Consider the following 22271-nt stretch of genomic DNA (forward strand, 5'->3'; position numbering starts at 1 on the left):
CATTAGTAAGATTGCCCAGATGGCGGAATTGGTAGACGCGCTAGACTCAAAATCTTGTTTCCGAAAGGGAGTGCAGGTTCGATTCCTGTTCTGGGCACCTGGTTATCAGTTAGTTACAAAGGTTCATGAAAGTGAACCTTTTTTATTTGCACAAAATTTGCACAAAATCCCAATGTGGTAAGGTGTTAAAGAACTTTGATTACAAAAATACAAAAAATCCTGCAACAATTGCTAGTAAAGGATTTCACGGTTTTATAAGGACTTAACTATGCCTAAATTGTTGATTGAATTAATCTTGAAAGATACAGTTTTTTGACTTTGTTTAAGGTAGGCACAAAAGCAAGCGTGTCGATGGTGGCTTGGTCAGAGTCTACAGGTGCCGCCATAGTCTTTTCTGGGGCATCAAAGATTATCAGATAACCATCTCGTTTGGTTGGATCTGAACTTAGAACACCTAAGTATTTATGCATAAATTTTAATAATTTGCCGTTTCCTATTATTTTCCTCTTACAATCTCTGCCTCCCCTTCAATCCAGTCCCAGAATTGGTATTCATAATATTCATCTAATAAATCGATTGCTTCCTTCCTCATCTTAAGTGCTTGTGCAAGGTTATTATAGAAATGAACATTCCCTTTATGAAGGTCTGGATGAAGTTTGGCAAAGTCATTAGGATCACTAAATTCCTTGTGATTTGATGTGACAAAGATTAAATCAGTAGCTATTTCTGTTTTCTTTTTTACATGTTCAACCGCTCCAAAATAAAGCAAAGCGTCAGCCATATTGTTTTTACTGTTATGAAAAGGAGCTTGTTTAGCTAAGGCTCGATCTGCCATTTCAATCTTTAGCTCATTATCTATTTTAAATGTTTCGGAGCCTTTAAGTAATTTTTCCACTCTGTCGAAAAATATCATTGCCAGTCTCTCTTGATCAGCTTGTAAACTTGTATATTTTTCGATAATTCTTTCAAGATCCGTCTTGTCGCTTCCAGAAAGAAGCTCTGTCATTTTCATTGCACTTTTTGCGTGACTACGAAGGTTCCAAAAGCATTGCATTACCATAAAAATAATTCTGAATGTGAGTTTTTTGAAGTTTATGAAGATACAATATTTGCTTATTTGACTGGCTTATTCTAAAGGATTCATTGAATATTGGCAAAAATTGAATCTTTTGTGCTGGTTTAGCTAAGAAAGTATTTAAATCAGAATAGAGCACAGGGACGGAAATCGTTTCTGTTTTTAGAATAACTTTTGACCTCCAAAGACTATAATTTGGCATTAAGCTTTGTTCCATTCCAATAGTAACATCTATTAAATAATTTTCGTCTTGAGAATGATTGCCTTTAATTGATTCGATAACCGGTTGCAACTCTTTCCGCAAATACTCATACATGGATTTCATCCGTATGGGATCAAGATGCTCAATATCTTTAAAGAGATCATTGAAATCCATGATATTCATTACAGAAGAGAAGGCGAAATGTGGTTCCGTAACTGTCTTTAGAGTGTAAGAAGATTGTTTGGTGGTAAGGATATAAAAGACTATTTCCAAGTTAGTCTTTCATCGATTGTTTATTCGGTTACAAATCCAATCTCAATAAGTTTTTTCTTTATAGAATTGCAATATGGGTGAGTTACTTGTCCATTTTCAGCATTTCCGATTCCTCCATCTTCAATTGCTTGCCTATGGTCGATTTGGATAGAGTTCTTATGCAAATATCCTTGACAAATTCCACATTTTAGCGCATTAGCTACTCCTTGTTTCATGAAAACTTCGTTTTTACTTTCCGTAGAAAATGTTTTCCTGTATTTTGGATCAAGCTCTTTTATTGAAGGTTTATAAAAATTGTACTCTTCATGTTCATCCAGCAATTTTAAAATTTCTTCTTTCGTTTTATTTTCCCTCAAATTCGTGATTATAAAATCAAATAATTTTGAAAGATTTACATACCCTTTTGCAGCACTTCCCCATTTGGTGGTAGCTTGATTAACTATTCCTTTATGTTCCCATAAAAATTCTTCAAATAATCTACGTACCTGGGTGAAATAAGTTATTTGTTTCCTGTTTTCATAATCTTTAACTAAATAAAGCACTGCTAAAAAAGCAGTAATTTGATATCGACCTTGTAAACTATAAAAATATATGGCAGGGTGCAATCCTAATGAAGATGATTGAGTTCCAGTTATATTAGCCAGCATCTTTTTTGTATTCTGTAAGTATTGTATCGTTTCTTGCCCATCACTACTTTCTTCTTTTATATCATTTTCAGGAAAATCTTTTGACTTTTTTATCTTACTTGAATCAACCAGTTTTATGCCATTACTGAAATTGACAATATTCAAAATAAGTTCCATTGTTTGAGCAGAGTAATTTTTACCCGCTAGGGGAATATCTAAAGTTTTTACTGGACCGTCCAATTGAGGAGTAAATAACCAATCACTGATTTCTTTTGATATATCCTCTATTATTTTTTGATTTTCCGATGAAAATTTTGCCCAATATTTATGCCCACTACCAGCTCTCATTATGGCTCGTGACGCTATGGCATTAGGTTTGTTTCTTGCATTTAACAGTCTTTTCTCAGTTGTATCTAATGGAGAGGCAGCTTCATTAATTTTAAAGAATGATTTTTCTGCGTTAACTGCGTCCCCCGGGACCCATTGTAAGTGTATCGGTTGCGAAGATAGTCTTCTTGCAATAGCAAGCTTTTTAGTATCCGCTACATTCGGATTTTCAGCTGCCCAAGTAATTTCCTGATAACTTCCAATTTCATTTTCTATGAGTTTTCGGGCTTCGTCTGCAAATTTTATTTGAGCAGTCGAAATACTTTGTCCAAAAAAAGTATTGGATAATATCTTGTCACCATAGTCATTGCATACCCAGGCAATTAAAGCGCTAAGTCTGTGAGCACCATCAATTACAAAAGTGTTTCCGTCTCCTTTCCATAAGATAATAGCAGGTATAAGATCTCCACTTGTAAAACTTTGAACTAAATTGAAAACTTTTTCAGGCGTCCATTCACATGTCTCTCTTTGAAAGTCTGGCTTCCTTAAACTTTCAAAGAAAAAGTCTCCTTTTTTCAATGCTGCAATCGTTACCGAATGAACAGCAGTTACACTTTGATATTTTTCTTCTCTAACTTCTAAATCCTCTCTTCGAATTAAGGCGTCTAAATTGACTTTGGACATTTTATATATTTTACCTCTAATATAATCCATTTTGTTTAAAAATTATTTAGTTCGAATATTTATTATCTGACTTCCTTCTAGGATTTTTGAAATAAAAAAAGAGACATGTATTAACATGTCTCTAAAGGTATCTATCGGTCCTTAATCACTTTCCTGTGCAACTTGAATATTAGTACCAAAACTAAAACCTATTCTGGTTTTGTTTTTTGTTTTAGATATGCCATTACCTCCGAATATAAGAAGTAGACGCGACCACCTTGTTTGTATGACGGCAGACCGGCCTTTTTCCAATTGTTCAATGTAACCAGGGAAACTTTAAACATAAAAGCAATTTCCTTTCGGGACATTAACGGTTCTGAATCTGAATCATCTTTCTTTAGGGCATTTCCCGGAATGAATTCTAATAGTTCTTTTAAGGCTTCCTTTATCCAGCGTTTAAAATCATTTTCATTGGGAATAAAAAACGTATCCATTTTGCCTCCTTATCTTACCACACGTTTACAATAAAATACTCCTAAGTATCATCTAATCTAATCACCAGGTTTGAATGTTTTTGGATTTGTGAGACCATATTTGCGGAGATTATCCTTTAAATCTAGCCATAACCGGATATTGAAATCAGCAATCTCATGCATTTCTTGAGCTGTTAATGAATGCGGATTACTGACCGTACCAGTAGGCTTTTCGTGATCGCTTCCGGTGCCTGCGGAGAAAAGATTAGGGGCATATCCTTCTCCGATTTCAAGAGATTTTCCAATAGCAATACTATTACCAAAAAGTTTAATGGTCTTGCCGGTACTAAGGATTAATACACGCTTCTTTATATCTGCCATAATAACTAAATTAATTTCAGTTTGAAATAATCCCATAGTGGTTGTCAATAAAAGTTTTTTCTCCAATAACGGGAACAGTCTACGGATTTAAAGCCCTTGTCTCTGTTGCTTTGCGTTTTGCTGCCCCAGTTTTAGCTCCTGCCATGCCTGTAAGGTTACTGTACAATAGGATTTAGTGAACTCATTTTCCATTGCCTTTGCTAATGCAGACATAGGATTTTTCTTCATAATTTCTTTAATGATTTGCAAAATCTCCCGCTGTTGATTTGCAGATAGTAGGTCCAGGTCGTCATGAAGAAGATCCAGTAATTTGTTTTTCGGAAGCATTGTAGCCAAAGCATCTGTTTTATAATAGCCGGTGGTACCATCAATGAAACCCACAGTCACAACGTCTTCAGCGTAAGCTGAAGTAACTTTTCCGATCTTGCCTTGCATATTCATCGGATCGGTAGTCAGATCAGGGTATACCACAACGACCCGTTCAACCATCCTGTTGTCTTTTAATTTTGTTTCCATAATCCACAATGCAGTTTATCTCGGATCAGCCCTTTGGGAATGGGTAATTGGAGGTTAATAATTCTGTCTTAAGTTTTTGATTCCCGCTTTTTGTATTAACGGTTACTTTAAGCTGCTTTTGAATGGAATCCCATTTATGCTTTTTAATATACCTGGTAAGTACATCAGATGGGTATGAGCTCAGCAAAAATTTCCCCTTAATTGTAGAAAGTAAGTTTAGCAAAGCTTCATAATCGGTCGCTGTATAACCTTTGTAATGCCCACAGTCAGATCCAATATAGGGCGGGTCACAATAAAAGAATGCACCTTCATGGTCCCTACTAGCGATGACATAAAGGGCATCTGCGCATTCTATCTGGACATGGGCAAGTCGTTCCGGGATCTCTTTAGTAAAGGAAATTCGCTTGTTGGCAATTCTCTTTGAAGTTGTGTTCTGCGTTTTATCAAATCCAAATGGCCCGTCCAGTTTACTGGCAAATCCCTGGGAGGAAATAGTCCAGATAGCCCATGCCCGTTTGATTTCATCAAACATATCCGGATTCTTATAAATAACCGTTGCCTGCCGGTAGGCATCACGGCTATGCAGGGTGCTTTGAACCATTTTTTTTAGTTTCGGGAACTGATCCCGCGCGACCCTATAAAAGTTCATTAGTTCTCTATTGGTATCATTAATGACCTCACTCTTGGACGGTTCTTTATGGAAAAGAACAGCGGCTCCTCCAGCAAATGGTTCCCCATACAATACGTGCTCTGGAAATAACGAAACAATTAATGGTGCTAAAGTCTGTTTGCCACCATAATAGGTAAGTGGCGGTTTAATGGTTTTTTTTATCATTCTATCTCTTTTCTATCAATCACAATTATTACCAATAAGCACTTTGTTTTAATTCAAGGATATTGTTCATTTACCGGCAGACTGCCACTGTCTGCAGTCTGCCGGTAAATTCAATCCGCTCTTCAATCATATTGTCGTGTGTTAGTAAATTCATCAAGGTCTAAAACCCCTACTCTGGTTCCTCTTGCCCTGGCTTACCCTTTGGTCGAACTTTTTTTTTTGATCGGGCGCCTGGTTGTGAGGATCTTGTTTATTACTCTGTTGCTGCTTTGGCCGGGCGATTGCCTCAATAACAACCGCCTCTCTGTGATCAGGATGACGGTCCCAAAGTTTTAAGCCAGCATGCTGTGGATCTACCGTTAAATATCCTTTTTGTTCTGCACCATTGTGCAGGATGGTAACTTCAAGTATATTTCCTTTTTTCAAAGCCTTTTCGGCATTTTCCCTTTGCATAGGAAATTCGAGTTCTTTTACAGGCGTCTGAAGCTGTTTCATGGCGTCCTTAACGTCGAAAGGGTCACTACCATAGTAATTCTGATGAAATGTTTTTAACGGGTAATTTCCGTATTCATCCTTTGGGGCGCCGGTATCAACACTCATCCAGGTATTGTACTTTTCATGGTTTTTATTGTAAAGTGTTTTGTGAACAGCTACATTGGTACCATGTTTGACCATCCGGAAAGCTTCTGCTGCAGTAACAAGAAACTTAGCAGGAAAATTTTGTATTCTTGGTTCCTTAGTGGTATCCCCATTTTCATAATAAGCAATGTCAAAGCTGTTGAGGTATGCCTTGTTTTGCTCACCGCCCCTTGAAAAATTGATATCGTAGGCCGCCAGATCTTCCTTAACTTTTTCATCGTGTTCGATAGTAAAGACTGGCTCACCCGAATTCAGCTTTTCTTCCAGTTCTCCGCTATGATCCGTACCGAATCCTTTACGGTACATCACTTCCTTGAGTTCTTCCAGGTTATCTGTTTCCATATTATACTATTTATAGTTGCTAAACAATGATTTTTAAAGATGCGGTCCCTGCTTTTTATCAGCATCCCATTTGCGGCCACCGAGGTCCGGGCCATAACTCTTGGGTGATTGTTGCTGACCCATGTCTTGCCCTTGTTGCTCTGACTGGCTGGCCGTTGGGGATTTTTGGCGGGTATAGAATTCGTTCATGCCTGCCTGACGAGCCATATATGCTTCATTTCTCAGCTCTGCTGGTTGCCGCATGTTGCGGATGACCCTGCGCAGCAATCTTGTAAGTAATCCAGGGTATAATGATTTTTCCAGTTTGGCCCTTTGGTATTGTAAAACTTTGAACCATACTTTCTCATCCCTGGTCACGGCATTACCGGAATAAATACTGACGATGCGATCATATTCCGAAAGGGTCAGTTTTTTAAAATCTCTGTCATCCAGACCTTCTATTGCTCCCCGCTTAAAGATTTGGGAGAGGTCTGCCTCCAGTTTACTCCAGTCATGCAATTCCGCCATGATAGAATTAGCATACGATGGTCTTGATTCATGTTCCATATTCATTGGCCATTATCGGATTGGTTATTTAATACAGGCTTCGGGCCTTGAGCAGCTTTTTTTGTTTAAGCCGGTTGGAAGGATTGCGGTCACCATCCTTTTCCATAATTTCGATGGTAAAGAGTTTTCCTTCCGCAATAGTAAATCGGGCAAATGCTGCTATGATCGTTTGACCTTTACCGGACTGCGGATCACCTGACTGCAGCACATACAGCGGTTCAACTTCCTTGTCCTGGACTGCAGTACGTTTTGACTTCTTCCGGTCCCGGATAAAAAATCTTATCGAAGAAGCATCAAAGCCGATATGGGTTTGATTGCGCAGGTGGAATTGAAAAAACAACACATCGTTTTTTATGTAGATTCCTTCTGTCTCCAGTCCCATACCATACCGGGAGAATTTATCGCCCGAAAGAAACGGTACCTTACCAGTGATGGCCTTAGCGTAATCTTCGATCTCGGTGCTGTTCAGCGATAAGCCCCGGAAGGTAACAGGGGCGTAAGGTTTAACCTTAGCCATATCAATGGGTTGACCGCTGATATTGTCGCTGTACTTTACGGTAAAACAATAGACCTTACCTCCGTTGGTTACGACCTGTAGGTTGCTTTCTTCAAAGTTTTTCTTCCCTGCTTTTACTTTCAGGATATTATCTGCCTCTTTAAACGTCTCCGCCAGTACATAGGAATCGCCCCGGTCGGCATGTTTGATTGGCTCTGGAAAAATCAACAGTTGTGTCTTATGCCAGCTCAACTCAATCGGATAGCTTGGCAGGATAGCTGGATTTGCCGGCACAGTATTGCTCTGACCAAAAGAGTGAATTGAACCTGTAAAAAAAATCAGTAATAACAATAGATATTTCATATTATAAGTTTTGATTTTCATTTAGTAATTAGTGGGATTCCTGTCTGGTCTTCTCATCCATGAGCATTAGTGGATAATCAGCCTTTACGGTAACGCGGACCAGTTTAGCCTTCTTGCCGAACAGCCCTTTGGCCACTTCAACGCCAGCGCCGGCTGCCTGGGCTCCAATAGATGGATCAAGACTCATTAGTTGCATACTTTGTAGCGTACGATCCGCCCCTTCTTTCGCAGCATCCCTAGTTAAGGCACCGGGAATAGGAATGCCCTCGAGTGCATCCAGCGCAAATACAGTCAGCGACACCGGAAATATATTGTTGCTGTACCGGATACCGGGTATTTCAATTTTTAGCCGCTCCCCACTTACAGTACAGGTACCATAGATAAATGATCCTTCAGGGATAGTTACACCATTGATGAGGATATCTTCCAGGATACGCATCTTAACGGTTGAGCCACTAACCAGGGTCTGAGTGCCGTGTATCGCTGCGGGAATTGCTGTTTGTTGTGTGTAATCATTTTCAGTTACAGACAAGCCATAAAATGCATTCCTTTCCGTTGAAGGTTCGTAAATGGGAACAAGTCCGGAATCAATCACCTTAGTGCCATACGGCGGTTGTCCATTCGGCAGATAGTCTGCCGTTGTTTTCAGCTGCGGTTTTGAAACTGCATATACCCGTCCACGATTTTTAAGACTTTGCTCTTTTAACTTCTGTTCCGCCCTGCCGGGATTTTGAATGTCAAGTATATTCTCAAGCATCCCGTTAATTTGTTGCATTTCCTTATCAGGGCCGGAAGTTGCTGTAACGGATTGCATCATTTCTTCCAGCCGTTTAATATTTTCTTCTGTGGTATTATCCACCGGTAAATCAGGCTCCTCCCTTGTTTCTGGTAATGGGCGGTTTATTGCTTCTTCAAGCCGCTGCAAACCATTTCTCACTTTGGCCTCATTGGGATCTGGTGCAGTCGACCACTGTTTAATAAGTCCACCGGTATATGGTTGCATAGTGGGTGATAGAGAATCCGGCGCCGGTACCGCAAAGGAGTCCCGATCTATAAATGGTTCGAACGAAAGCTGGCTGCGCATGCCGGCAGAATCCTTTGCCGCCTTTTGATAAATACCCATTTTATCCTTCGGCTGTACTGCCAGGTGTGCGCCAGGCAAATTGGAATTGACGCCTAGTTCCTTTTTCGTTTCTGATTGTCCGGTTTTACCACCGCCTGCTGCCCAGAAGGCAAGGGTTGCAAAGGGTAATGCCATTAATGGCAACATGAGTAAAAACTTTCTTCGTTTATTAAATTGTTCAGTGTGTTCCATACAGGATTTGTTTAGTATGAAAAATGTTTCTTCTTCTGTTTGTAATCATGGAAAGGGATGAATGCCGGGCTTTTTCCCGATGGGAAGTGTGATGTATCTTCCGGTGCTTTAAGCCACTGCGCTTTAATGGCATGGGGCTGAGGTGCAGTCAGGGCTCTGCTTAGCATTATAGCCAGGTATACAATGGCTACAATGCCGATTGAGGCGTATAGCAGCTTTCTTTGCCTTGGAAGCAGGCGCCTGTCACAATTGCATAGCCAGGTTGCAATCTTATGCTGCCACGAAACGATAGCGGAAGCAATAGAAGCCGCTGCTTTATCTGAGAATTCATCCCTTTCTTTTTTGTTAATAAATCTCATGACTATCTGCTTTTTACTTCCAGGTCACGATTGTCGATGATGCGCCAACGTTCAATCAGAAAGCCGTGGGGATTGGCGTCTGAGCGGTCAACGTTGCGTAAGTAACCTTCGGTGATCAGAATGCGGTCCAGTACCGCAGTTGGCCTGATTATTCTTTGCTTTCCATAATACCTGAAGTAGTAAGGCATCGTATTCAAATTGATGGTTATAGAATCGGGTTCCACCTTCTGGCTAATATTGCCTGATATAATACCGCCGTAGTAGCCGCTTTCAGTTAAGTCATCATATTGCTTTTTCGCAGACGCATCTGCCAGGTACAGCGCTTTGCCGATATTGGTAGCAATTACTTTATCATCCGGATCGAGTGAGAAAAAGTAGTAATGAAACATCCTGATGTGATCGCGTGCCTCGACAGGTATGTTATCTTTACGCTCTGCTGAAAAGGCTTCGAGGGCTTTGCCGTTGGCAAGGATATAGATCCGCCGTTGCGTTTCGCTGACCATTTTATAGCTTTCTACGATTGCAAAACAAGTAATGGCCATGCAAGCAGCTATAAGCACAAATGAGAATAGACGTACATGCCGGAAAGCAGTTTCGATATTTTGAAATTGCCGGAACATTTACTATTGTTTTTAAAGGATTCAGATTAGCTTTCCCATCGCAGCGGCGGCACCTTTACCAGCCGTCTGGGTCATGTTGTTGATTTTGTGCAGGAGCGTATCTTTACCTCCAGCCTGAACGATGTAGCTGGCAACATTGGGGACTGTTGTATAGCCGACGATAGAGATGATCATAAAAATGATATAGGCAGTGCTGCTAAAAAAATCATGGTCAAGGGTCATCATGTTTTCCAGTATTTTGGAAGTAATGGCCCCGAATAGATTTGCAACCGGTAACCACATGTAGACATTTATATACCTGGCAAACCAGGATGATAGCGCGTTTTGAAAACCATCGAAAATGGAAAGGCCAAATACAAGTGGGCCAAGAATTGCCAATATCAAAAGGTAAAATGTCCGGATAGTATTAATGCAGAGGCCGATAGCAGTATAAATAATCTGGACAACTTCAACGATCAGCATTTTGATCATGCCTTTGATATTAAAAATCGAAAAAGCATTTTTCAATCCTGAAAAGGGACCTTCTTCGCTACTGCCGTCCGGTTGTTGATATTTGTCCATATCACTTCCCTGGTCGGGATAAATACCGGCAGGTACATCTTTTTTTAATGCTTGTTCCTGTTGATCAATGTTGTAAAGGATTGCTTTGCTGGCGTCACCGCTCATTTCGCGGGTCGCAGCCTCGACCGGTTTTAAAACCCCGTTTATAAGGGCAATGCAATCAGTAAACAAAAAGATTGCAAGGCCAATAGCAAAAGGACGCAGTAAAGGAAAAAAATCTATGCCTTCAGCTCGTGCAATATGTTTCCAGACACGGACACCAATATAGGAAAGCGCGGCAAAGCCACCGATAACACGACCTATATCCATCATCCGCTTGCACATAGGGAGCATTTCATCAAAAAGGCGTTCTAAAACCTTATGAAGGCCATAAATATTTGCACTCGGGGTTTGTGCATAGCTAGCAAACGGAATAATAATAATCACTAAGGCAATAAAAAGCCTGTACCCACACTTTTTCATAATCACATTTATTACCTGTTATCAATTACCTACTGAGCATAAATGGAACGGATTTCTCCGATGTCCTCCAATGCTTTTTTCCTTTGATTGTCAATTAAAGATGCATTCTTATTGAAGGCCCTTAAGAAAGAGAGTTTGTGTTGCATCTCTTCATGTAACCGGTCAATGGCCCGGAGCCTTTCATCATCTGTCATACGAAGCTGGGAGGCGGTTATTACCATCGTTAATTCATCAATATTTTCCATGCTTCGGTTAAAAAGGTTACTGTATACTTTCGAGATGTAGGATAGCTCATTGGGGGTAAATCGCCCACCCTGTCTAATCCGGTTCCAGGTATTACGGTACTCATTAAGGATATTGATCTGATTGTCTATTATCGCAGGAACCTTACTGTATTTGGCGATTTTTGGATTAACGGCCATAAGACCATCTAAAAAAACTTCATGGATTTTAAAATTACCCTCTGTGATATCTTTAATTTTTGTGTAGCCCTTACTGACAAGGTCGTAGCCCTTTTTCATATTAGAAAGTATCGACTTTAACTGGGCCAGTTTTTCTATATTGAGGGCTAACTGTTCTAACTCCGCCACTTGGGCGGAAGCCAGTTGTAGCTGCAGGCAGCAGCCTATGGTCAACAAAAGGGAAAGAAGAAATTTCATGAGTCAAACAGTTTTGGTGCGCAAAACGGAGCATCCGTTTTGCGCGGCATTTTAGGATCAGCCAAAATCAGATATGGCAGTTACCGGAACATTCACCCCAGGCTTGGGACTGCCTGGGATCAAATCCGACCTCCTTAAGCGGAGTACAACTACGGTGGAGGAAAACCGGGTTTTTAATCCCTTTATGGGAACTATCCCTTATGGCTTCATCAATGTTTACAGCAGCAGCAAAATCTTCGGGGGCAAATTCTCTCTGCTCGGCCCATGCTGCATCTGACTTATAGGGACAGAAAACACAGGCACTTTTTGTGGGAATGGGTAAATCATGTAAGACCAGCCACCGGACGACATCCTGCCGGCTCATTGGTATACCCCAATTAATATGGTTACACTCTCCTTTATGGGTAGTATAATAGCCAAGCAGCGGATAAGTATTGATACGCCAGGCTTCTGAGGGAAACGCCATCCTTTCCATTTCATCAGTAGTAATTCCCATCCAGACAGCAGTTGGTGGCCTTCTTGATCCTTTGGGGAGATTATAGATATGGTCACGGATGTAGTCGCTGGTAACCTGAATTTTGTATTTATGGGTGCATTGCCGGCGAAGCATACCTATACTGCCATCTTCGTTGGCGGTAAAAGCAGGTATGGATACTTCGTGTCCATCTTCAGCTGTGCGTAATAGATCTTCATATAGATTCTTATCCCGGCAGACGATAATGGGTATGCCACCGTTACTTTGCTGCCAGGTTAGCAGAAAGTCGAGGTATTTGTAAGTTGCTGCGGCCTCCATCCCGGTATCAGAAAAGATGGCGTAATCCGCTTTTGGTAATATGTCCATGCAGGACATAAAATATAAACCGGTGCTTTGAAGGCCCAGCCCAAGTGATATAATCCTCACCATAACATCTGCACATTTAATCCTGTTATATCACAGGCGTTATAAATACTATTCTAATTTTCGTTGCTGGTCTATGTCTCGTTTTAATCGCTCCAGATAGCTGATAAGCGATCGGGTACGGTTAAATAGTTCCCGTTGCCAGGCCCAGGATTTCTGTACCCGCTCATAAATCTTTCCAATCCGTTCGATCCTTTGATCCTCGGTCATTTCAATGCTGCCATCTTCCATAACCATAAGGATTTCGTCCAGGTCCAGTTTAGATTGTGCCGCAATAGATTGTAATACACCGGAAAGGTCTGTTGCCTGGGCTTCCGGTAATAATGGAGATAACGAAGAGAATTTGCCTCGCTGAATACTGATATCAGATAGCATATTATAAATAGCTGCTGCCTTAGGATGTTTTCTCACCGCTCCGCTGACGGTATTTAAGCTGCCGAAATAATTTTTATGAAGTCCGAATTCCCCATTTTTAATATCATTAATGAGTTTGGTGCCATCCTTCACAACTGAATAGCCCTTTTTGAGATAGTCCGTATACACTTTTAATGCAGCTATCTGCTGAAGCATATACTTTGTCTGGGTAGATTTTTGATTAAAGATGCTGATCTGCGCATGCGCCGCATTACTGCACAACAGCCCAATCATAATTGGGCAGATGAGCCGAAGTTTCCAGGTTTTTAAAAATTGTTTATAGGTCATTACCTTTTCTTTTGGAGGGCTTCCGTTTAGTGTTTATATTATTGGTACACTTCCGGTAATTAAGAAATTCTTCATAGAGTTCCTGACTGCTGGGAAAACTGCTGTTTATCAGGGGGACGACAATGCCATTTTCAAAAGGAGTTTGAATGGCAATTGATTTTAAATTGATAGTTTGTATTTCCCGGTTGTAATCAAAGGTGAACTTCATTTTTACATGCTCTTTCTCTAGCCCGAATTTTCCGAATATGGTAAATGAAACGGAATGCACGTCTTCGGAATTTACCAGCGAAGTAAAACCACTGCGGACCATCCGATTTAATGTACCATCTGGGACGTCGTTTTTCAATGCCGCTTCGCCATATCCTTTCTCATCAAATAAATCCTGAAAGGATTTTATGTATTCGTCAAGTCTGTTCTGTTCCATAATGTTTAGTTAAGGCCGAAATCTTTTCCCTTTAAAAAAATCGTCCCAGGGCTTCTTTTTTGGAAACAAACCATATAACGAGCTTGCTCCGGGGATTTGAAGATTGCTTTGAATCCCTTGATATTTGCGCTTTTGCCGGGATGCCAAATCCACGATCCGCATTGCCTTTATCAAAAAGCCTTTAACTGGATCAAATTGAAGGTCTAAACTGCAGTATATATTAGGTTCATAAGGTAGACTAGTACTAAGCTTGATCTGCACATGTTGCGAATTATCAGGATGCAGCTTAAAGAACTGTTTTAAGCATTCGCTGAGATTACCGCTAAAAAATATTCTTTCTGTTACAGTATGGACCAGTGCGAATTTTGCTCTATAACCCTTTTGATACATGAATGTGGTAAAATCCGAAATGGCTTGTTCAATCTGGTGTTCAGTCATACATTAGTAATTAATCCAGGCCGTAAATCTTCTTCAGAATCTGGACCTGATGTGCATCAGTGGTTCGGGAAATACTGATGCGAAAATTCTGATTGTTGAATTTTCTTAAGTCAACGAGATTTTGTTCCAGGTTGGCATCGGCCTGGGTGATGAGTTCAAGCCGTTTGCCGTCACTCATCTGTGTAGCAAAAGAATTAGCCACCAGTAACAGTTCATCAATGTTTTTGAGGCTTTCGTCGATGATGCCGGAATAGACACGGAACATTTGCCGGATTTCGCGCGGGGTGAAATTTTCATCCCGTTGCAATAAGGTCCACGCATTCTTATATTCCTCCACCAGCAGCAACTGCCGGTTAATAATACCTTTGATCTTCTGATAAGTGGCGATAGCGTTTTTTACTTTCCACAACTCCTGAAAATACTGATCATAAAGCTTGCGCTGTTTTTCTGACCACTCGGAAATTTCATTAAGTTTTAATTTTCCCATTGCATTCTCCAATGACTTCTGGGCGTTCTGTAACCAGATGACCTTGTTTTGTTGTTTCTGGATGGCAAGGTCGGCAGCTTTGATTGCTTTTTTGATGGCTGCTTTCGCCACCCACCACCAGATGGCATGGCTTTGCTGCGTGGGGGCAAGCGTTAACCCGATACAGAGAATCAACATCATCAATCTCTTCTTCATCGCTCTGCGTTTTGTTTAAAAGTATTTTAAGGTCTGGGGTTCAGCTACCAACTAAGCCGCAAGGTCTTTAACCAGCTCACGCAGCCCGCGGCGAATATCGCCGCCATACCGCTCCGTATATTCCTGTACTTTCATCTTATCCTTTTGTTCTGTGGAGTAGGCGTAGTATTCCTCTGGCGATGGCTCGAAGCGGTATACCTTCATCAGTGTGTTTCCTAACTCAATATATATTTCACGGTATTGCTTGCCTGGCTCATTGGCGCGGTTTAGTGATAGAACAAGATCCCGTCCCTTATCGGTCATGCCCATTGCAGATTGGATAGCATCGAATTTGTTGGTAAATTTTTTCAAGTCCAAAATGACCTTGCAGTCAGCATTATTAATGATCGATTCTTTAATAACCGGACTGCTGACCAGATCATCTATTTCCTGCGTAACGGTGATTGCCTCACCAAAGTGTTTCCTTACGGTCTTATACAAATACTTAATAAATTCCGCCATACCTGCTTTGGCAATGGCTTTCCATGCTTCCTCAATGACAATTACTTTGCGAACGCCTTTTAACTTTCTCATCTTAGAAATAAAAAGCTCTGCTATGGTAAGCGTTATTATACTGAAGAGGACGGGATGATCCTTTAATGCATCCAGTTCAAAGACCACCATAGGTTGCTGGAGTACATCCAGGTTTTCAGTAGCATTAAGGATATAATCAAATTCCCCACCTGCATAAAATGGCCGCAGCACATACAGAAAATTGTGGATGTCAAAATCCCGGTCTTTTACTTTATCTTTTTCTAATTCATGAGTAAAGTGCGTTTGTAGGAATTCATAAAAAGAGTTGAACGAGGGAAAGATTTGCGGGTGCTCAGATAGATAGTTATAATAGGATTGCAGGGCGTTACTTATGGCAACATATTCGGACCTGCGAAACGATTCATCCTGTTGTTTCCATAATCCTACCAGTAAAGTTTTTATGCTTTCCTTCTTCTCCGTATCCATGTAGTCACCATCGGAGAGATAAAAAGGATTAAATTTTATGGGTTTGTCTTCCCGGTAGGTAAAATAATAGCCACCAAGCAGTTTACATACACCTTCATAACTATGACCGACATCAAGAATTACGCAATGTGCGCCCTGTTGGACATAACTATGTACAAGGTGACACATGAACATCGATTTTCCAGATCCTGAGCCTCCGACCACCAGCTTATTGCGATTTGTGCACACTGTTTTCATGGGCTCATCACTAAGGTCGACGTGTAGCGGAACGCCTGTGAGTCGGTCGCCAAGCCGTATTCCGAAGGGGCTTTTAGAAGAACGGTATGCTGTCTCCATGTTCAGGAAGCAACTTGCCTGTTCGGCGAAAGTGTGAAAACATTCATTATCCGGAATTTCAGCTTCGTTGCCTGGAATGCCGCTCCACCATAATTGTGGCGCACCTACTGTTTCTTCATGTGCAATTACTTCCATAGCAGCCAGTGCGGAAGCAGTAGTGTTTCTGATCTCTTTGAGATCATCTTCCCTGTCCGTCCAGCAAAGGAGGTTAAAATGGGCGCGTATTGGCGTCCTGGCCTGGGATACGGCCTCGTTTAAGAAATCGGCTGTTGCATCGCGGCTTATGGTATTTTCCCGGCTATAGGTACTCAGGGATTGAAGCCTCCTGCGCTTGGCCTCCATGTCCTTTAAGGTTTTGGAAGTATCGCCGATAACCATGTACTGATTATAAATATGGTTAACCGGCAGGAGCTGGCCTACAGGAGAGCTGTAGCCAACGGAAAAACGGGTGCGGTCGGTCGTGTATTTTTCGTAGTTGACCCTGGGGGCGCAAACGGCAGGTAATTTATCAGCATCAGCCAATGTAAACAGCATGCAATGCTGGCTGCCGATTTTCAGGCTTGGTTTGAAAGTGATATCCTTTAAAACAGGCTGATGTCCCTCGGAGGAGAGGGTCAGGTACCTTTCAATGATACCCTGCTTATCTTCTGTGCCTAAAATATCAGCAGCCGGTAGTAAGGATATTTTAATAAAGCCGGAATCTGTAAGGATGCGACTGAATTGACCGATACAATCCTTTAACTTATGATTCAGTACTACGCTGGAAGATGTTGCCGGAATTATCGTTTTTCTCAGCAGGCTGGAAAACGCAGAGGTAGCGGCTTTCCTATCGCTTGCACTCAGGGTAATGAATACATAGCTCTGATGGGAAAGAAAAGGACGTTCATTGAAAAACAGGTCGCTGCTCCGCTTAAGAAAATTTTCACTGTCGGTAGCAAAATCCGGCTTGTATTTTTCCTGTATAAACCAATCCTGTTTATGGAACACAGTTCCGGGAGGTAGTACTTTTATGGCCTTCAGCCATGCAAAATGCAGCGCTTCATATTCCTCATCGGAAAGCGTAAAGATCTCTGGCAGTTCCAGCTGTAAGGCAATAGTTATATCGCCTTTTTTACTGAGTATCGCATTTTGCTCCAGCTTCCACAATGGAAAGATTTCAGCAAGATCTTTTTCCTTTTCTTTATACTCCCATTCTTTAAGCAATACGGCAGCAAATACTACCGCACACAGCACCAATATAATAGTCATCTGTTTTCACATTTTCAATTATCACTTTCCTTTCCAGATATTTTTTTAACAGTCTTCCTTGTAAGGCAAAAAATAGCAAAAGGTACCTGCCGGCGGGCGAGCGCTTTCATAAGCCCATGTTCGCCGAACCTGTGACTAAGCCGGTACACACCTGCAAACAAACCAAACCCTGCTATTCCAATTACCGGCAGCAGCAGGTAGACAGGCACCTTTGCTATATAGAGTATGGAGAAAGCAATAAGCAATACAGCCAGGCCGATGGCAAGCGTATAAATGTATTGCCCCTTAAGGCCGCGGAATTCTACGGGCCTATTTACTCCTTTGTTGATGGTATATTTTATCCTTTCCATCAGCGCAATAATCCAAATCCTTTTTTCCTTTTCATTTGATGTCGGGAGGTATTGGACCGGACAAGGTCCGGTATAATTGTCTGTTCCAGTGGCACTGTCCTTGCTTTCAAATTCAACTGTACAGGATGCAGATCAAACCAACCCATTTGCTGTTGCCAGCCATATTGCAAGGCCAGCGCATAAGGGTCAAGAAATTCAATGGCAGGGACCTCTATTCCTACTACATTTTCGGGAACTGTTGTCATCGCAGGATTTATTTCAATTTGTTGCCGTTTATTGCGGTCATAAAAAAAGAACATGCGCGTATAGGAACGGTCCAATACCATTTTTTCAATATCCAATCCAGGATGTCTATTGTCATCACATGGAAGTAACAAACGCCTCTGCCAATCAACGAAGAACCCGGAGCCTTCAATGGAAATAACCGGCAGCCTTCCAGCTTTACGTTGATCCAACAGATAACGGTCACAGTGAAGTAAGGCATCATTTTCTGGCAGGTCCTCAACAGTAAGGTTAAACTTTGCGGCCATAGCTTCGGGGTCAAGCTTTACCATGGAGGGAACCATTATTGTTTGCTGCCTGAGACTTCCCTTAACAAACTTTGTTGATTGAAAATTGCGAAGGTCATAAGTTACCGTATAAGTGCCGTCCTCATTTCTATTTCTGCCACTAAGGTTAAAGAATATGTTCCTATCCAAAGGATGCCTAAGTATACAGCATTGAACGTCCACAATGAAATCCACTTGCCTTATTCTGTATGTGGGAAGTCTATCCATGGCAACATTTCATTTTTCCAACAAATCTTTTTTACCGGTTCTTATCCAAATCCCTAATAAGGAGCTACTGGTTAATACAGGTCCTGCTCCGGCTCATCTTCATCATCGACATTAATCCCCGCAAGTTCCGGGCAAAGCACTTCCAGTGGAATATTGTATTTTAATGCTATACCGACCGGATCAAGTTCCATTAATGCTGGCAGCGTTACCCACACGTACCGATCTCCATATTCTGAAATAGTAGCGGGGTCTTCCGGCGTATTCAGCAGCTGCGTATCATAGAGGAAGGTATAACCATCGCCTTCCTGGTAGAAGGCATTAAAAGAGATGCGGTTTTTTTCATTGCCCTTCTGCCGCAAATCCTCATGCAGGACATCTACATAGAATGCAGTTCCTCTCACATCAACTACGGGCCTTTGTCTTTCCATTTGAACTGCATTTTATACTCCGAAAAAGCTTTTTAAAACTGTAGCAACAACAACAAGAAAAATACAAGCGCCAAACCAACTGCTGGCAACTTTTGCGGTGTCTGGCTCACCAGCACTCCATTTGTTATAAACTTTTATTGCTCCCACGAGTCCTACCACAGCACCAATGGCATACATTAGGTTGGTACCAGTAGCGAAATATCCTTTAACCTTATTTGTTGCTTCTGTAATTCCTGCGTTTCCATCCTGCGCATTGACGGTAATTGCTGTTACTGTTACAACCATTATAATAACCGCAACAGTTATATAATGCTTTCTTCCACATACTCTTTCCTTCATAAATGCACCTTTTAAAAGTTAGGTGCATGGCCATGCATATATTAAATTACTGTACAGTCTATGTTTTAAAAATTAGCGGGGTAGCCCCTCCAAGGCAACTCCAAGCTCCTGCTCACTAATAGCCACCCCACTAATACGTTCTGAATTATTAACGACATAATTTAAAAGGGCAATCCTGAAGGCAGTATTACGTAACCCGTCATAGCTTGCCAACCTATCGGCGAGCTGCCCCAAAAGCTCATCCTTGTTGACCTTGTTATTGCCTGCCTTTTCCAGGATTGCCCTAATATCAGCCACCACCGGTTTCAGGTCCTTTATTGTGGGACCAGCCAACCTTTCGTCCATTTTCCCCATCTTTACAGGTAGTGGCTTTACATTGCGCATGAGATGGAAAATCTCGGCGCGATAAAATATAATTGCTACGATTGTGTAGTAAAGTAAAAGCAGTAATATTGCTCCGATAAAGTAATCCGCCCAGGAGATATTGCTCAGCATAATTTTTAGTTTTGTATAGTATCAATGATGAGAGCAAAGTTGTATCAGCCACCTTTCTGTTTGTATATCTATCGTATTAGCTAATTAATTTTTATTTTTTGTTAATCTTCTTTTATGACCCTAAGTGAAGAATTGCTGATGATCGTCCTTGACTTCTATCCCGATTGGGGACATAGTCCTGAACGTTTTTTAGAGTTTATCAAAGTCCTGGCGGGCTTGTCTGTAGCGCACGGACACGCAAAGGACCTAATGGGAGTGGAGGTAAGCGAAGCAGAACTCGCGACAGTATTTATTGATGTTTTTAAGGTTGATCTCAAGCCTTACAAAAATTTTGAGCAGCTATCCAATGAAGCAAATATTTCATTTGACCTGGTCGCTATTTTTATGCGAATGAGGCAGCAAAATCAGGCCGAGGATGAATTCTATGACCTGGTAGATGAAGGTGGTCTGCAATTAAGTACAGAAACCATATTGGAGGAGGGCTTTACGGAATACAAATCCAGGACCATAGTTAATTTACTAAGACCCTATATTCATTTCCTCAAATAGTTATCAACCGAACTATGTCAATTTCGACATGATGTATTCGATACCAGCGCGATTGCTTTTTTTTCTTAAAGCAACTTTTTTTGTAACGGCATAAAAGGTATTATTGCTTGTTTCTGTTTTTAGCTCAAGCCATTCAATTTTGCGTATAATTTCATCTCTTTCCGATAACTGAGATTTATTTACTTTCAAGACCTTGCTTCGCTCTATTTGAATGGTAGCGTCTTTACTTTTTTTACGAGGAAATTTTGCTGAACCATAAGTTGCTGCCTTCGTCAAAAATGGCAGTAACCGCTGGTATGCCCATATTTTTGCGAGATTGTAACTGAAGAAATTAAAATACTCGGCGTAGTGGAAATTTATGTTGTCAGGATAAACAGAAAGTTCATCAGGAGGGAGACGGAAAAGGATGTGGTCCAGATAGGTGCATTTAAGTTTATCATAGGTGACGAAAGGCTGCCTTGCGGCAAGATAAACGTTTATTTGGTTGATGGCACGCTGGTAATATAATACCTGTCCATTATAGCTACCAGCAACCTTTTCACGTTCGAGTCGGGCAATGTAATGGTAGTAAAGTAGAGCACTGAAATACTCAGGTTGTATTTTTTTGAAAAATAGTATTTGATCACAAACATTATTTAGCGGAATGACCTTTATTGCCGCTTTCAGGTTTAATAAATGTCCTGCAGTTTTGATGAGTGCAAGATCGGCGATCTCTAAGGCTGAAAGGTTGTGGTTGGATTCTATAGCCTTCATATCAGCATGTAGCATACTGAGCAACGTGTTTGGGTCCTTTGCCATAATTTCAGATTTATAGGTAACGAAAGCCTACTTACGGCCTTTGGGATGTAGGTCTGTTTCTTCCCATTGGTGCAGCAGCGAGGATTTCATAAGATCTAGCGTTGGCGTCATGTTTTTTTTCCGCAGGCGCATGGCCTGTTGATAGGCATAATAATTTCCTGGTTTAATATCCAGAAAGAAACCAAAGTATTCCATGGCCGTTTTAATATCGCCGGAGATTAGCCTTGCTTCGTGAAGCGATAAAATTACTTCGTAGAACGATGCCTTATTGCCTTCCCAGCGTGCTTTTTTTATTTTGCTTTCTATTTCTCCGTGGGTATTTTCGCCTTTTTCCAGGGAAGCAATCCTGCCTTGAAGATAAACTGTAAGGTTTTCGAGCGCTTGGATTTTTGATAATTTGTAACTATAAATATTGGCAAATTTATCGTCACATTCCAGGTTGTACTCTGGCAAAAATGGTATTTCTTCAGGTTGTCTTATAAAAAGGGATTGGTCCAGATAGGTCTTCTCTGTATGATAATAAAGCAGCAAAAATTCATTTCTATCAAAGAAAATGTTAAGTTCATTTATTTGAGAGATATAATATTCTATCAGTAATTGTTTGGCGCCAATGGGTGTTTTAGCTTCAATTTCAAATAGTCGTTTGTAATAAATTAATTCCATTAAAAACATCGGTTTGGTTTCCTTAAAAAAGGCGACCTCTTGCTCCTTGTCCTCAAATTCAAAGGAAGAAATATAGTCCTTTAGTTTTCTTAGGTAAAGGTTGCATACTCCGATGGCTTTATCGGCCATCTGTATTATAGGGTCACCCTGTTCAGTTAGCGTCCTGAGCTGATGCTGAAATTCAGCATAAAGCGTTTTACAAAATTGCACCATAGGATACGATTTAATAATCAGATATGGTTTCGAAGGTTAACGGGATAGGACATTTGTATACAAAAGACGGGGAATCTCAAGGTCAATACAAATTTTCAGGGCTTTTATAATTGCGAAATGGTAAATTTCAGGGTTTGAATGTCAAGCTGCTTTCTGTAATGAGCCAGTTGGTGGGCTAATCTCATGCTCTTAAAAAATAT

General features: G+C 41.0%; 30 protein-coding genes and 1 tRNA gene. 2 read left to right on the forward strand and 29 right to left on the reverse strand.

Annotation, left to right across the window (positions count from 1 at the left end; all coding sequences use genetic code 11):
• Positions 1-13 precede the first annotated feature (13 nt).
• Positions 14-97, forward strand: a tRNA-Leu gene (locus AB6805_RS13470).
• A 175-nt stretch (positions 98-272) separates the two neighbouring features.
• Here AB6805_RS13470 and AB6805_RS13475 read toward each other — a convergent pair.
• The 27 genes from AB6805_RS13475 to AB6805_RS13605 form a co-directional block, all read right to left on the reverse strand.
• Positions 273-470 carry a hypothetical protein gene (locus tag AB6805_RS13475; RefSeq protein WP_370909942.1) on the reverse strand — a complete coding sequence of 66 codons (198 nt, stop codon included), beginning with the start codon at positions 468-470 and terminating at the stop codon, positions 273-275.
• 26 nt (positions 471-496) lie between these two features.
• The gene (locus tag AB6805_RS13480; RefSeq protein ID WP_370909943.1) at positions 497-1006 is read right to left on the reverse strand and encodes a PIN domain-containing protein; all 510 of its coding nucleotides are present in this window, start codon (positions 1004-1006) and stop codon (positions 497-499) included.
• A gap of 22 nt (positions 1007-1028) precedes the next feature.
• Positions 1029-1451 carry a hypothetical protein gene (locus tag AB6805_RS13485; protein ID WP_370909944.1) on the reverse strand — a complete coding sequence of 141 codons (423 nt, stop codon included), beginning with the start codon at positions 1449-1451 and terminating at the stop codon, positions 1029-1031.
• A 119-nt stretch (positions 1452-1570) separates the two neighbouring features.
• Positions 1571-3187 carry a DUF262 domain-containing protein gene (locus AB6805_RS13490; protein WP_370909945.1) on the reverse strand — a complete coding sequence of 539 codons (1617 nt, stop codon included), beginning with the start codon at positions 3185-3187 and terminating at the stop codon, positions 1571-1573.
• A 188-nt stretch (positions 3188-3375) separates the two neighbouring features.
• Positions 3376-3660: a helix-turn-helix domain-containing protein gene (locus AB6805_RS13495; RefSeq protein ID WP_370909946.1), complete on the reverse strand. Its 285-nt coding sequence runs from the start codon at positions 3658-3660 to the stop codon at positions 3376-3378.
• A gap of 57 nt (positions 3661-3717) precedes the next feature.
• Entirely contained in the window at positions 3718-4020 is a 303-nt protein-coding gene (locus AB6805_RS13500; RefSeq protein ID WP_370909947.1) for a hypothetical protein, read from the reverse strand.
• Positions 4021-4107: 87 nt separating this feature from the next.
• Positions 4108-4536, reverse strand: a complete 429-nt coding sequence (locus AB6805_RS13505) for a hypothetical protein (RefSeq protein WP_370909948.1) — start codon at positions 4534-4536, stop codon at positions 4108-4110.
• A 25-nt stretch (positions 4537-4561) separates the two neighbouring features.
• Positions 4562-5371 (reverse strand): DNA adenine methylase, encoded by an 810-nt coding sequence (locus AB6805_RS13510; RefSeq protein WP_370909949.1) that lies wholly within the window; start codon positions 5369-5371, stop codon positions 4562-4564.
• 153 nt (positions 5372-5524) lie between these two features.
• Positions 5525-6352, reverse strand: coding sequence for a hypothetical protein (locus tag AB6805_RS13515; RefSeq protein WP_370909950.1), 828 nt, complete (start codon positions 6350-6352; stop codon positions 5525-5527).
• A gap of 33 nt (positions 6353-6385) precedes the next feature.
• Positions 6386-6898, reverse strand: a complete 513-nt coding sequence (locus AB6805_RS13520) for a hypothetical protein (RefSeq protein ID WP_370909951.1) — start codon at positions 6896-6898, stop codon at positions 6386-6388.
• Between the two features lie 28 nt (positions 6899-6926).
• Positions 6927-7757, reverse strand: a complete 831-nt coding sequence (gene traN / locus AB6805_RS13525) for a conjugative transposon protein TraN (protein WP_370909952.1) — start codon at positions 7755-7757, stop codon at positions 6927-6929.
• Positions 7758-7785: 28 nt separating this feature from the next.
• Positions 7786-9072, reverse strand: coding sequence for a conjugative transposon protein TraM (gene traM, locus AB6805_RS13530; protein ID WP_370909953.1), 1287 nt, complete (start codon positions 9070-9072; stop codon positions 7786-7788).
• A gap of 11 nt (positions 9073-9083) precedes the next feature.
• Entirely contained in the window at positions 9084-9431 is a 348-nt protein-coding gene (locus tag AB6805_RS13535; protein ID WP_370909954.1) for a hypothetical protein, read from the reverse strand.
• Positions 9432-9433: 2 nt separating this feature from the next.
• Entirely contained in the window at positions 9434-10051 is a 618-nt protein-coding gene (traK, locus tag AB6805_RS13540; protein ID WP_370909955.1) for a conjugative transposon protein TraK, read from the reverse strand.
• 21 nt (positions 10052-10072) lie between these two features.
• Entirely contained in the window at positions 10073-11074 is a 1002-nt protein-coding gene (gene traJ / locus AB6805_RS13545) for a conjugative transposon protein TraJ (RefSeq protein ID WP_370909956.1), read from the reverse strand.
• Positions 11075-11103: 29 nt separating this feature from the next.
• On the reverse strand, positions 11104-11733 hold the full coding sequence (locus AB6805_RS13550) for a TerB family tellurite resistance protein (protein WP_370909957.1): 630 nt from the start codon (positions 11731-11733) through the stop codon (positions 11104-11106).
• 67 nt (positions 11734-11800) lie between these two features.
• Positions 11801-12574 (reverse strand): hypothetical protein, encoded by a 774-nt coding sequence (locus AB6805_RS13555; protein WP_370909958.1) that lies wholly within the window; start codon positions 12572-12574, stop codon positions 11801-11803.
• Positions 12575-12682: 108 nt separating this feature from the next.
• The gene (locus tag AB6805_RS13560; protein WP_370909959.1) at positions 12683-13333 is read right to left on the reverse strand and encodes a hypothetical protein; all 651 of its coding nucleotides are present in this window, start codon (positions 13331-13333) and stop codon (positions 12683-12685) included.
• Positions 13323-13757, reverse strand: coding sequence for a hypothetical protein (locus AB6805_RS13565; protein ID WP_370909960.1), 435 nt, complete (start codon positions 13755-13757; stop codon positions 13323-13325). Before AB6805_RS13565 ends, AB6805_RS13560 begins: the two co-directional genes overlap by 11 nt.
• A gap of 9 nt (positions 13758-13766) precedes the next feature.
• The gene (locus AB6805_RS13570) at positions 13767-14195 is read right to left on the reverse strand and encodes a hypothetical protein (RefSeq protein ID WP_370909961.1); all 429 of its coding nucleotides are present in this window, start codon (positions 14193-14195) and stop codon (positions 13767-13769) included.
• Between the two features lie 10 nt (positions 14196-14205).
• The gene (locus tag AB6805_RS13575; RefSeq protein ID WP_370909962.1) at positions 14206-14877 is read right to left on the reverse strand and encodes a conjugal transfer protein TraI; all 672 of its coding nucleotides are present in this window, start codon (positions 14875-14877) and stop codon (positions 14206-14208) included.
• 51 nt (positions 14878-14928) lie between these two features.
• Positions 14929-17460 (reverse strand): TraG family conjugative transposon ATPase, encoded by a 2532-nt coding sequence (locus AB6805_RS13580; protein WP_370909963.1) that lies wholly within the window; start codon positions 17458-17460, stop codon positions 14929-14931.
• 14 nt (positions 17461-17474) lie between these two features.
• Entirely contained in the window at positions 17475-17810 is a 336-nt protein-coding gene (locus tag AB6805_RS13585; protein ID WP_370909964.1) for a DUF4133 domain-containing protein, read from the reverse strand.
• Positions 17810-18364: a hypothetical protein gene (locus tag AB6805_RS13590; RefSeq protein WP_370909965.1), complete on the reverse strand. Its 555-nt coding sequence runs from the start codon at positions 18362-18364 to the stop codon at positions 17810-17812. Before AB6805_RS13590 ends, AB6805_RS13585 begins: the two co-directional genes overlap by 1 nt.
• A 293-nt stretch (positions 18365-18657) precedes the next feature.
• Positions 18658-19014 (reverse strand): hypothetical protein, encoded by a 357-nt coding sequence (locus tag AB6805_RS13595; RefSeq protein ID WP_370909966.1) that lies wholly within the window; start codon positions 19012-19014, stop codon positions 18658-18660.
• A 12-nt stretch (positions 19015-19026) separates the two neighbouring features.
• Positions 19027-19299 carry a DUF4134 domain-containing protein gene (locus AB6805_RS13600; protein WP_370910407.1) on the reverse strand — a complete coding sequence of 91 codons (273 nt, stop codon included), beginning with the start codon at positions 19297-19299 and terminating at the stop codon, positions 19027-19029.
• Positions 19300-19425: 126 nt separating this feature from the next.
• On the reverse strand, positions 19426-19848 hold the full coding sequence (locus AB6805_RS13605; RefSeq protein ID WP_370909967.1) for a hypothetical protein: 423 nt from the start codon (positions 19846-19848) through the stop codon (positions 19426-19428).
• A 114-nt stretch (positions 19849-19962) separates the two neighbouring features.
• Between AB6805_RS13605 and AB6805_RS13610 the strand changes: the two genes are divergently transcribed.
• The gene (locus AB6805_RS13610) at positions 19963-20397 is read left to right on the forward strand and encodes a hypothetical protein (protein ID WP_370909968.1); all 435 of its coding nucleotides are present in this window, start codon (positions 19963-19965) and stop codon (positions 20395-20397) included.
• 12 nt (positions 20398-20409) lie between these two features.
• Here AB6805_RS13610 and AB6805_RS13615 read toward each other — a convergent pair whose 3' ends face one another.
• Together AB6805_RS13615 and AB6805_RS13620 are read right to left on the reverse strand one after the other, a co-directional pair.
• Positions 20410-21195 (reverse strand): RteC domain-containing protein, encoded by a 786-nt coding sequence (locus tag AB6805_RS13615; RefSeq protein ID WP_370909969.1) that lies wholly within the window; start codon positions 21193-21195, stop codon positions 20410-20412.
• A gap of 27 nt (positions 21196-21222) precedes the next feature.
• Positions 21223-22071, reverse strand: coding sequence for an RteC domain-containing protein (locus tag AB6805_RS13620; RefSeq protein WP_370909970.1), 849 nt, complete (start codon positions 22069-22071; stop codon positions 21223-21225).
• Positions 22072-22271: the final 200 nt, after the last annotated feature.

This window comes from Chitinophaga sp. RCC_12 (assembly GCF_041360695.1).
Lineage (GTDB): Bacteria > Bacteroidota > Bacteroidia > Chitinophagales > Chitinophagaceae > Chitinophaga.